Source organism: Loigolactobacillus backii (assembly GCF_003946275.1).
GTDB lineage: Bacteria > Bacillota > Bacilli > Lactobacillales > Lactobacillaceae > Loigolactobacillus > Loigolactobacillus backii.
The window spans coordinates 1-12150 of record NZ_RHNQ01000064.1 but is presented as its reverse complement, the minus strand read 5'-3'; the positions used below and the strand labels follow the sequence as shown (position 1 = coordinate 12150).

Sequence of the window (12150 nt, the reverse complement as noted above, 5' to 3'; positions counted from 1 at the left end):
TGCTTGATCTCTTATTTTTTTATCGTGCTCGGCCTGTTTATCAGCCAATGCTTGTTTCTCAGTAGAGCCTAAAGTTAACCCCTTAACCTTGTCAATGGCGCGCCATTTTTCCTGCTCTGTTAATTCACCATTATGCTGAATATTAAAAAGCTTTTGACGCTCATCTTGTAATTGGCCTTGTGAGAAATCATTGGCATCTTTCTTTTCGGGTTTCCATGCAAAAGAATAGCCAATAACAGGCTTTCCTCGCCTTTTACCGTATTTCTTGCGGACAGTTAGCCCACGAAATAGGGGGGTAAGTTCTTCTTTGATTGGTTTTATTACTTTTTTGTTAATGTCGCCTTGCCGATAAGTTTTTGGAATATCAAGTAACTCATCAAAATCTGCTTTGGAAAAGTAGGCGTATCCAGTTGTCCGATAGCCTTTGAGTAATCGAAACATGGTTTTGGCATAGCTACTTTTTAGGTCGCGAAACTCGATAAGTGCATACCGCACCCAACTCTCTAGATTGTTCAGCAAGGGCAAAGCGTCTTTGTAGATTTCTACGTCAACGTACGGCTCGTCTACGTCACCGTTGATCTTAAATTTGGTAAACATGACAAATCTTTCGAACGACAACCCACTTTTGCTTTGGCTACCGAAACGCAAGTCCATCAAGTGGTCGTAGGTGCGTTTAATATCGTCGATAAAGCGCCGATTAGCTGTGGGTTTGTAATTACTTAACTCTTTTAGCTGGTCAAAGCTAAAGCGGACGGTTTGGTCACCCTTATCACGCATTCTAGACACAATTGAAAAAAATAAATTCATCTCAACAGGACTAAATTTACGCAGAGGAATTGTATTTAACTCCGGTTGATATTTAACTAGTTCGTTGCTCAAAAAACCACCTCCTAAATCAGAGGCTACCATATTAAGGCCGGAACCTCAAGACGAGACCCCATAAACAGACAATTGGACCCCCATAAACAGACAATTGGACCCCCATAAACAGACAATTGGACCCCCATAAACAGACAATTGGACCCCCAAACATTTGTGAAACGCTTGGGAGAGTAACGTGGAACATGCCCTTAAAAGAGGTTTTAAAAGAGGTTTTAAAAGAGGTTATATAAGAGGCGGGGGTCTCCGTGCCCCAAAACCAAAAAGGAGTGAGCGAAAATCACGCTCACATTTTGCTTGCAGCGTTCACTTCGTTCACTCGCTAAATTCAAAACCAAAAGACGTGGCTCAGAAGAAGCCTCGACTGACGCTCGGCGGACAGCCCCAGATAGTGCTAGGAGGACTTATTTTGCATTCTAAGCCATTTTAAAGATAATTTAATATAAATACACCTGTTAAGCAAAGAAATGCGTCAGAAGCCAAAATACAAGCCCTGAGAGCAAACCAGTCGGGATAACCGCGTACAAATAATTTTTAATTTCATACCAACTCATATTTTTATGTGTTCGATCAATTTCCGTAGATAAACGGTTAGCGACTTGGTCCATAGTCCCTTGAACGGTCTGGTTTAGGCTGTCGTTTAGGGTTCTCAACGTGTTGTTGTTGTCCTGTTGGACGCTGTTTATCTTTTGCAGTTCGGCGATTGTCCTTTGATTGACGGTCTTTGTCTGCTCGTTGAAGTGGTTTTGCGCGTCTTTTAGCGTCGCGACTAATTGTTCTTTGTTGGTCTCGTTGTTGCTGTTTAAATCGTTCAATGTCTTCTGAAAGGCTTGATTGACGCGCTGACTGGCTTGTTCGATTTGTGTCAGCTGTTCGGTCAGTTCGATTTGTTGTTTGCTTTGTAGTTGAATTTGTGTGCCCTGATAGTTCCTGATTTCTTTCAGGGTCTGATTGAGCGCTGTTAAATCTGTTTGTATCTGGGTTTCTGGTATCTGTTTGGTTGTATCTTGGGTCTCTGGTACGTCTTTCCAACTCATTGTAAATTGCCCCCTTTTCGTAAGCTGTGCCGAGTTTGTTACCACGTGCTTTATAATTCGTGCCTGTGAGCTGATAGGTAAGGTCTTTTCCCCGTTCCCATACATCTATCGCCTTTTGCTTTAAATCGTCTCTAAACGTCTGAAAATCGCGAATAAGGGGATTAGACATGGTGCTGTCAACGGCTTGTCTGATTTGGTCTTTCCATGTGGGTTGCCCACGATCATGCATTTTAATTTCTGCCATAGAACGTTTTTCATAGCGTTCAGGGTCAACTTTCGTAACTTCAAGCCCATGTTTTTGCACGATTTCATCGGTATTATGGACTAATTTTTCGCGGTATTCTTGCCAGTTACCGTGCATTTTTTTCCCTGTTTCTAAGTCGATTGCACCAATGACGGCATGAATGTGTAAAGCGTCCGTGTCGGCATGTTCGTATAAAGCGACTTGCTGATTAGGGTAGGTTTTTTGATACACTTCTTTGGCAATATCGAGCGCTTTTTGTTGGTCATCTTCGTTTGTCGGGTCAAATTCTTTGGGACTAAACGAGATACGGCTAGCATACGCCTGCGTCTTGCCTTGATTGCCATACACTTCACGGACTTGTTTGAATTGACTTTTTGCGTAGTCAACATCAAGGTTTAGTCCGTCTTTTAAGACCGCTCGTTTTTCGGCGTAATTGACAAGGCGTGACGCGCTGGCAGACCGTTTTATGTGAGTTGTTGCCATATGTGTGCCACCTCACTTTGCAATTCCTGCAATGCTTGGGCAGGAACATTGCCCCCTTGATTGGCGTGTTTGGCTAATTGATTGAGATTACCCCCAATTTTTGCTAATTGACGGGTTAATGCTTGGGCTTCTTTTGCGCCAATCTTAGGGGCAACGATCCGTGCCCCTTGTGCCTTCTTTTTGACAAAAGCAGGCACGGACATATTTAAAGTTTTCGCTGACTGCGAAAGCTTTAAATAGTCCTGCTCGCTCACTCTAAAATTGATTTGCCGACTGTCTTTCCGATTGGGTTGTTTATCGGATAGATAGCTAGCCATATTGTGTTGTTCGCTCACAAACCCCACCCCCTTTGTTTTGCCTTTCAGGCAAGTGAATTGATTGATTAAGCTCGTGAAACCCTAAGGGTTTCTACTCACATAATAAATTAATTCACGGGGTTTGGCAAGCAACCCGCATGCTAGCCACAAGACTACGTTTGTGCCAGCTGCGGTGCTTGCAAGGGGGACGGCTAACGCTCCCCCTTGACCCCCAAGTTCGCTGTGCAATGCTAAAATGGTTAGCCGATTGGCTAGCCACTTTTTGGCAAAGCTTCGCGTTTTTACTCAAAATTGCTATCGGAATTTGAGTAAAAAAGTCTTCCAGACGGGGGCTTTCGGCCGAATGATTTTGCATCATCAGCATGCTTTCGGCAGGAGCCTTTCAGGCGGAGTTTTACGCAAACGGCGCAAGCTAATTTAGCTTGATCAAAAAAGTATTCTAACCATTTAAAATCAGTTTATTATCCAATTACATTGTTTAATGATTTTTTCTGTTTTTTCTGTTTTTTCCTAATGCAATCTGGTTTCTTTTTATTTGTCTTTTAACCTGTTTTAAAATTACAACATTGTATGAATGTTGTGATTTATTAAATTCTTTTTGCGCACGTATAGCATAGTTCATCATGGATATATTTTTTCCTCTAGGATTAAAGCATAAGTATCTTTGGGTAACATTTTTGTGGAAACTCAATATATCATTAATTTTTCTACTTTTTGCAGCAATTATTCTATCTACATAATTTTTACGTTCATAATTATTTGCTATTCTCCATGTTGCAGGTTCATGTCCGTTGGGATATTTCTTCACATAATAGTTCTGAATCTTTGCTTGGATTTCATCATTTCCAAGGATGGAAATGTGATTATCATTTTCTAGCATAATTAATCTTTTAAGAGCTCTTTTACTTTTGTAAGAGTATTTATAAATACTTTTTGGCCGCAATGATACTGAAATTCCGTCAAACATAAAACCCAGATAATCTAACGAAGAGGGAGTAGAAGAGATTTTATTAGATTTATTATTCTTTAACTTTTTATTTGGATAACTTAATTTAGTTATAGATGATTTTGCAGATTCAAATTTAAAAATTTTGGTTTTATGAGGTTCAATGGTTAAATTTATATTTTGGCTCCTTTTGACTATGTATCTTTTAAAGCTAATAATTTTATATAGTGGCGTAGTTGTTGGTATAACTATGATAAAGTCATCTGAATATCGTCTATATATTCCATTGAAATGTTTTGTTATTTTATTTATTTGTTTATCAAAGTTGATCATATATACATTAGCTAATGTTGCACTAATTGCTGTTCCTTGAGGAATTCCAACATTATTTTTATTTGAGAATATTAATTGATTGTTTTTAATTAACTCGCCAAGCATTCTAATATTTTTTATATATGCACGTTGATTATTCCTTTTAAAAGGTGAATTTATACCTACCATACTTAATTGAGATTTTAATTTTTCCCTGGAAATAGATTTGAATTTTAATAAAGAAGTAAGCATTTTTTTCCAATCATTAGGAATAACAGTGACATTTAGAACTTCTTTTATATTTTTGATAAGGATTTTATGGTTTAAAGTATCGAAAAAATGATGAAAGTCTCCCTTTATAATCCAAGATTCATTTGTTTGGTCTATAAAATTAAATACTTCTCTAGCGGCTTTGATACTGTCCATACCGATATTTTTTCTATAAGCTGTAGCTACCAATTGGAAATTATTATTTTTGACATATTTCTCATAATTATATCCAAGAATTTCAGAATAATATTTATAAATTAAAGCATCATGGTGACTTGATAATGATATTTTTCTTCTTTTGGGTTTAACATCTTTTTCTTTAGGTAAATATTTTTTAAAAACTATAGAGTAGGTTATAAAAGGTAAATATCTATGTTTACATAAAACATCTGTACTGATTGATGATAGGAAATTAGTTGCTTCAGCTGTTGTCAACGGAAAATCGAAGTGAAGATAGGACTTTGAAATATAGTTTTTAATATCAAAGTTATTGGGTTTATTAATATTATTATTCATTTAGTATCTCCTATAAAATAGAAAATCAGACATAAGTCTTTGGCTTTCTTCATCACATTGCCTAATTGACTTATGCCTGCCTAACTTTCCTGTAGTAATCTCCATATCGATATACTGCATGTTGTTGTGACTTATTATAATATTACTGAAAGTATTCTAAGCAATTTGCTTGAGTATTATCAAGGAGGTATATTGCTAATGAGATTAACTTTAATTACACTTGGATTGTTCGTCCAAATTAATCGATTTATACATTTGACAAATGCTAACAGCATGTGTTATTGAACTGTCTCATCTTACAACGAAAATATGGTTTCTAGAATCGGTAATTACATTATACCATTATTCATTTAAGCTGATTAAATTGTTATTAACCAATGATTTTAGATGAGATCATTCGAACCAACAAACGGCCAAATAATTCCGGTGATAAGGTTGCTGTCGGTAAATTTAAAAATTGCATCATGCAGCCACCAATGTACTGGAAAAATGAAGAAGCAAAGTATCTTGCACTTCTTTGAGGACATTGGAATCTTTGATTGGTAAGACAATTTGTTGCATGTTAAATCACCTCATTTTGACAATATAGTAGGGAATTGTAGTGGTCTATAATAGCTAATCAAAAAATAATACCCCCCAATATCTACATTATAGATATTGGGGGTTATTCTTTCAATGTTTTTGAGGGGCGATTTGTAAGTTATAGACCCTTTTTGTCTAATAAATAACGGCAAATCATTTTTTGATTTGTTTTATAACATTAGTTACTGTTTTAAATGCAATTGGGACTGTAGCTGTCGCTACGGCTAAAACTTTTCCTGCTTTTTCCCCGTTTTCTTTCATTTTTCTGGAGTGTTCCAGACAAAATAGTCCATGGTTTTTATAAGTTTCTTTATGGCACTTGGGATATTTACATTTTTTCACGGTTGTCTTTTTCATTGCCGATTTTCTCCATATTTGAGGTTTCATATGTTGTAATTAGAGATTGAATACTAGTTGATACTTTTTTGGCTGTGTTTAGAACATTACCACTTTCTCCCGAATGACCATTGTCAATTAACCAAGCAATCGGTTTCCCTGATCCACTTTCTTTTAATAGATTCTGATTTATAAACGAACGATAGTTGGTTAGTGCCGCAAACAGTGATTTTTCTTCATGGAGTTCAGTGTAGGCAATCAAATTTAACTGTACAGAGGAATTTAGATATCCGATTGATGATTGCATTAAATTGTCAATGCGCTGAGCATCTTTATTTTTGGTCCTAGGGTCAGACAATGCTAATCCATCTTGATGGATAGATAATGCTAATCTTGCAATTGTTTCATTGTTAGTTTGTATAGCATTTAAAAGCAAACTTTTTTTTACAAACCCATCTTTTGCCTGCAAACCTTCAATTATAAGTTGCCTTGACGAGAAAAATCCTGAAAAGCGATCATTGTATTGCCCTTGTTCGATACGTTGGATGAGTTGATTTAGATCCTCAATAGATTCTGATATTGAAGCTATTTGTGCTTGTATAGCAGCTAATTCTGTTAAATCCCCTAAGTCTGCCACAGTCTTTTTATCTAACGTAAGAAAACTTTGATTTTTGCCAGTCTTTGTATCTCTTATAACACCGTATATTTCTCCTGTTTTTTTCCTTATCCCAAATGACCATTCTCCAGTTTTAATTTTTTCTTTGGCACTGTTAGACAGTTTAGCAACATACTCTGTTTTTTCGTTTGTCATTAAATTATTAACCAAATTAGTGTTTGCTGTATTAGCCAGTAAACGTTCGCGAATTGTAGTGGTTAAATTTTGTGAAGCTAATTTTTGTAGTGGTACGAGTGAATATGAAGCAAAATTGTAATTATACAAACTAGAATCGGTAGCACTCAAATGTAGTTCATGCTCATCTGGTAATTGTATTTCAAAATTATTCAAGATTTTTTTCCTTCTTCAAAATAAATTCGTTAATAGTATCGCGAAATTTTCTTCTGTCACCAGCAACATAAAACTTAACCCCATACAAATTAACGTGATCATTTTCGCCAATCACATCGACACTTTCAGGAGAAATACTCGTTAACAAGTCCTCTTTCCATTGGTCTTGATCCAGCAATTGGGTACCCTTGGGTTCAATATAAATCTGATAAATGTACGACTCATTGGCCAAATACAAGACAAAGTCAGGTAAGAAACCAGCATAGTGAGAGACATCTCCAGCAAATTCATGCAATTTTAGCTTAGTATTACGCTCATCACTACGAATGAGGTAAACATCTTTATACTTGTTTTGCAGCTCTTCAACATAGCCTTGGATCAGTTCAATTAAACTACGTTCCAATTTATCGACAATAGCCTCGTTATAGACAAACCAAGGTGCCTTTTTATAGTCATAGGTTTGAATTAACTCATGAACCCCAGCATCAGAATAGTTCACGGGAACACGCTTCTGATAATCCTGAACGGCATCTTTAATGGGCAAACCAATAAATTTATTGGTTCCGCGTTGTCGCTTATAGTTCATGATTAACATGCGCTGAATATAGGCTAGATATTTTTCAACGACTAATAGCTGCGTTTCTCGACTAAGCACTGTATCTGCACCAGTTGATACCGTCGCTTGGATTTCTTTTAGCTGTCCTAGCCACTGCGCATCATACATAAACTCCGATATAGAATTTAGCGTCGGCATATATTTTTTCATGGTATTGAATCTGAAGAAAGGATTCCGTGCCATTGATTTTTTAACGAGTGCCTCATCAATCTTTACCAGCCGTGTCTCATTCATACCTGCAACATTTTGTGTATCAAAGGCCGTTGCTTCTAGGGTTGCTGTCTCAATGTTAACGGTAGGTAGTTCTGCAACAGGGACCCCATATTTTGCCAAACCATTGTATTCACTTTCAGGAACATCTTCAACGTCATTGTAATACAGCTTGCCATATTGATAGACATCAGATTTCTTAAATGACTTTTTAACCGTCGTGGTTAAAATATCAAAGTCCTTATCATCTTCAACTTGTAGCTGCATTGCTTCAAAGGACTTCGTCAGATTATCAATATATTTTTTATCGTTAATCGTGTGATAGTGTAAGGACTCTAATATCTGTAATTCTGGCGTACTATGGTCAAATCGTCGCGTGAAAGAGGTTGCATCCTCATAGACGAAGGGATTGTATCGCGCACCACGACCAATTAATTGCGCCTCACTATTAGTTTGTGTTGACGTAATAGGTTGCTCACCAATTCGGACAATATCATACAAATTTAAAACATCCCAACCTTCAGAAAGTTTGGCGACGGCAAAAATAGCTCTAAAGGGATTACTTGGTTCCTCTAAAGTATTCAAATTACGTAAATCATTTAAGTCCCCTAAAATCCCATTGCTACTCGTATCATTAACATTAATTGTATTCAATGGTTGAAAATCACGTTGCAATTCACGTACCAAGCTCCCCATATCAACTGTTTGATAATAAGTATAGGCTTGGCGCAAAGTAGACGATTGCGTGGTTTGTAGTTGCTTTGCAATAAATTGCGCCAGATCTTCAGCAGTTAGCCGATCCATCATCGTCAAAAATTGATCACGAGCCGCTTTTGAAACAGCTATTTTATTGGATTTAAATAAAATAACCGGCTTAAAATCTTTCACACCCGCCTGAATCGCCATCCGCTTACGATATTGTGATAACAATACCGCGTTTAGCATCTTTTCGTTATCATCAGCATTGGCTTGCAAACGAGCAATTTTTTTTGAATATCCTGCATTTTGGAACTCTTTTAAGTCATATTGAAAAATGATTTTATCACGATATTTTTCGTAAATAAACTCGTTATTCAAATCTATCGTGGCTGTAAATTCTAACTGACGATTTGCTTTATTAGCTTGTCTAATACGGTCTAAGACATACTCCCAAGCTTTATTTTTTTGATCTGCTTTGCTCTTAGTTCCAGCAGAAAAATGATGTGCTTCATCCGCTAGAATAATCAACTTCTGTTTCTCTAAATCGCCATAAGTTAAGCCATTTTCGCGTGGTGTATTTAACTCATTTGCTAAAGTTTGGATGGTTGTTAGCCACAAGTAGATCACCCCTGGTTCACTATTTGTTGGAAAGCGGGTGACTTCTCGCAATTCAATCTGAATCCCATCAATACTTATTGGTTGTGAAAAGAGATACTTTGGTGATTGAACATTCATCATGTTTTCACGCGTTTTGGCAATCACCGCGTTTGTATTAACGACAAAAAGAAAATTTTGATAGCCAAATTCATGGTAAAAATACAATATATCGGCTGCCATCACATCAGTTTTTCCAGAACCAGTGGCCATATGGAATAACAATTGTTTGAAGCGACTGGCAACATGGTCATCTTTTTGCGTGTAATTCAGGTTGTATAGTGATTGCTTTTGATAATCACGTAGCTGATGTTTGAGGTTGTGTTTAATGTAGTCCGGATAAACAAAAGAATGTCTGGGTTCATCGTTTTTTAAAAAATCACTCGTATAGTCTTTAATTTCATGAACAATGGGTAAGACAAGTTCTCGTGCTTTCTTTTTTGCCATTACAGATCACGCTCCCCATAAAAGCTCTTATTAAAGGCAATATCACTCTCAGACATCAGCTCTTGTACATCACAATCGTCCATATCACTGTACGCATAATACAATTGATTCTTATCAATGACCTTGACTATCAGCTGCTTTTTATCAGCCAATGCCATGGCTTTGTATTCAGGATCTTGCAGGACTTTTTCAACATCAACTCGGAAATCAAAATCAGCCCCACTCGCGATCATACGATGAACAACGTCTTCTAATTGCTTCGTCGTTTCGGCCTGTTGGACATCTTTGAGATAACCTTGATTCTTTTCCATTAATTCAGCATAGACAAATGAACCGCCGCCTTGCCAATTAACATCTTTAGAAATCCCGCCTTGTTCGCCAGCAATCACCTTTTTGAGGCGTTCAACAGACACCGTTTTAATATAATCCATCTGTTCAATCCCAATAAAGCGACGATTCATCTTCATTGCGACGGCTTGAGTGGTCGCTGATCCCATGAAGAAGTCTAAAATAGTGTCATTTTCATTTGATCCGATCTGCAAAATATCAGATATTAATTGTTCAGGTTTTGGAAAAGAAAAAATTTTATTATTGAATAATTTCTTAATTTGATTAGTACCATTACCACTAGAGTACTCTGGTTTATAGAATATGGACTTCGGCTTTTTAGAGGGTAAATCGCCTAATTCAGGTCGCTGTTTTTTATATAAAGAAAATCCTTTATCATTAGGAATGACTATAATATCATTAATCAATCGTTGCATAGTATCTTTTTGCCAACGCCATGACATATCTTGTCCATCTGTAATAGGTAAAACATTTATATAGCCTTGTTTTTCTTTTAGCGAGATAGAGAGAGTATCTGGCTGAATATACACTGGAAAATAGAGGTTTGGCCTTTTATTTCTAGGGGCATTTACTCCGGTAGCTTTTAAATTAGCCCCCTTCTTGTAATACCCTACCTCATCTTCTAACCAATCATTTAACTCTTCATCATCAATAATTAGGTTATTGAATTGTGTAATTTTTTTATCTTTAGTAAATACTGTTAAATACTCATGTGTACCTGCAAATCCATATTGGTCTTGGTTTCCTTTCAAGTTGGAAACCACAGGTACAGTCGCTACAAAATTATCATTACCAAATATGTTGGCGGTTAATAACTTTAAGTACGCTTGCTCATTATCATCTGATTGTATAAAGATTATTCCATCATTACTCAATAACGAATAGGCTATCTCTAGCCTGTTTTTTATAAAAGTCAACCAGGATGTTTCCGAGAAACGATCGTTATATAAAAACGAATCTCCCCGTGTATTATATGGTGGATCAAGATAAATTAATTTTACCTTACCCGCATAACGTTCCTTCAAGCTATGCAAAGCAATCAAATTATTACCTTTGATAATAAGATTGTCATCATCAAAATTATCAACTGATGTACCATCTAAATTTTCTTGATCATACTTAGTAGCATTTACAAATATTTTAGGTTCTAATAATTGATCAATTTCAGCCTTAGCAATCGTTTCATGCAAAAAGGGTTCGTCAGCATCTTTTTGATCTTCTTTCGTCATACCAGCTTTTAAAACGGTATCTTTGAAGGGAAAATCTAACACAACATCAGCAGTCTCATCAATAAACTTACCGCCAGCAGTCAGGCCAATTTTATTTTCAAATTTTGTGTAGCTATCTTGCCAGTATTCTTTATACGTAAACATTTCAATAAATTGGTTTAACTTAAAAATCTCTACACTTTTATCATCTATAACAACTGACTCAGTATAGGTATCATGAATTAGTTGATTGGCTAGTAATGCCTTCATCAACATAGGTGTATAAGCATCGAGGTCTTCTATTACTTTGTTGCGCTTTAGAGTGCCTTTATCTGAAAAGTATGTGTTACCAAATTCCTTCAAAATAGACTTTGTTGTCTCCATAATTTTTGAATGAATCATTTTTTTGCCCTCGTTTTTTTAAATTGCCACCACTTTTTTTTATTTGGCTTTTGTGGCGATCCTTTTATATAGTCTGTTGTTTCTTTTGGAGAAGAATTCTCTTTTTTTATATCTTGTGGCGGCATATTTAATGCTTTTAAATCTTTGATCTCTGCCTTATATTCTTCTAAAATTTTTTTATCCTGTAATGCTAACCGTTGTTGCTGATCTAGAAGATTTTGTGTTTGTTTTTGAACTTCTAATAAAATTTTTATCTGTTCATCTTTTTCTTTTATGGAATCTATCACATCTAAGTAAACATCATAATCGACAAGTCTATTTGTCGATTCACTTGTCGATGACTTGTCATTATCAAAACCCATCAAATCCTTTATATTTTTGACATCTTGGGCGTTTAAAACGTATCTATTGCCTTCCTTATTTGGTGTTTTGCTTGTCGATAATTTGTCGATAATTTGTTGAATTCTTTGCTTTGAAACGCCCAATTCATCAGCAAGTTCTCTAATAGTTTTAGGCATGATTTCCAAACCCCTTTAGGAGTTCAGCAAGTGCTTCTTGTCTTGCTTGATCTCTTATTTTTTTATCGTGCTCGGCCTGTTTATCAGCCAATGCTTGTTTCTCAGTAGAGCCTAAAGTTA

At 36.2% G+C, this 12150-nt stretch carries 9 protein-coding genes and 1 pseudogene; all 10 read right to left on the bottom strand.

What is annotated here, in order from left to right:
- A partial coding sequence (locus EKM61_RS09915) for a replication initiation protein (RefSeq protein WP_164505768.1) occupies positions 1 to 879 on the bottom strand: 879 nt, incomplete at its 3' end.
- A gap of 591 nt (positions 880 to 1470) precedes the next feature.
- Positions 1471 to 2643, bottom strand: coding sequence for a relaxase/mobilization nuclease domain-containing protein (locus EKM61_RS09910; RefSeq protein WP_125636213.1), 1173 nt, complete (start codon positions 2641 to 2643; stop codon positions 1471 to 1473).
- Positions 2625 to 2978 carry a MobC family plasmid mobilization relaxosome protein gene (locus tag EKM61_RS09905; RefSeq protein WP_057775046.1) on the bottom strand — a complete coding sequence of 118 codons (354 nt, stop codon included), beginning with the start codon at positions 2976 to 2978 and terminating at the stop codon, positions 2625 to 2627. The genes EKM61_RS09910 and EKM61_RS09905 overlap by 19 nt, the downstream gene beginning before the upstream one ends.
- Positions 2979 to 3438: 460 nt before the next feature.
- Positions 3439 to 5004 (bottom strand): reverse transcriptase/maturase family protein, encoded by a 1566-nt coding sequence (locus tag EKM61_RS09900; RefSeq protein ID WP_125636211.1) that lies wholly within the window; start codon positions 5002 to 5004, stop codon positions 3439 to 3441.
- A gap of 735 nt (positions 5005 to 5739) precedes the next feature.
- Positions 5740 to 5943, bottom strand: coding sequence for a hypothetical protein (locus EKM61_RS09895; protein WP_065825866.1), 204 nt, complete (start codon positions 5941 to 5943; stop codon positions 5740 to 5742).
- Positions 5915 to 6928 (bottom strand): hypothetical protein, encoded by a 1014-nt coding sequence (locus EKM61_RS09890; RefSeq protein ID WP_065825867.1) that lies wholly within the window; start codon positions 6926 to 6928, stop codon positions 5915 to 5917. The genes EKM61_RS09895 and EKM61_RS09890 overlap by 29 nt, the downstream gene beginning before the upstream one ends.
- The gene (locus tag EKM61_RS09885) at positions 6921 to 9554 is read right to left on the bottom strand and encodes a DEAD/DEAH box helicase family protein (RefSeq protein ID WP_125636208.1); all 2634 of its coding nucleotides are present in this window, start codon (positions 9552 to 9554) and stop codon (positions 6921 to 6923) included. The genes EKM61_RS09890 and EKM61_RS09885 overlap by 8 nt, the downstream gene beginning before the upstream one ends.
- The gene (locus EKM61_RS09880) at positions 9554 to 11512 is read right to left on the bottom strand and encodes a site-specific DNA-methyltransferase (protein WP_125636206.1); all 1959 of its coding nucleotides are present in this window, start codon (positions 11510 to 11512) and stop codon (positions 9554 to 9556) included. Before EKM61_RS09880 ends, EKM61_RS09885 begins: the two co-directional genes overlap by 1 nt.
- Positions 11509 to 12030 carry a MarR family transcriptional regulator gene (locus EKM61_RS09875; protein ID WP_125636204.1) on the bottom strand — a complete coding sequence of 174 codons (522 nt, stop codon included), beginning with the start codon at positions 12028 to 12030 and terminating at the stop codon, positions 11509 to 11511. Before EKM61_RS09875 ends, EKM61_RS09880 begins: the two co-directional genes overlap by 4 nt.
- Positions 12023 to 12150: pseudogene (locus EKM61_RS09870) on the bottom strand (replication initiation protein); the annotation flags it as partial. The pseudogene EKM61_RS09870 and the gene EKM61_RS09875, both read right to left, overlap by 8 nt.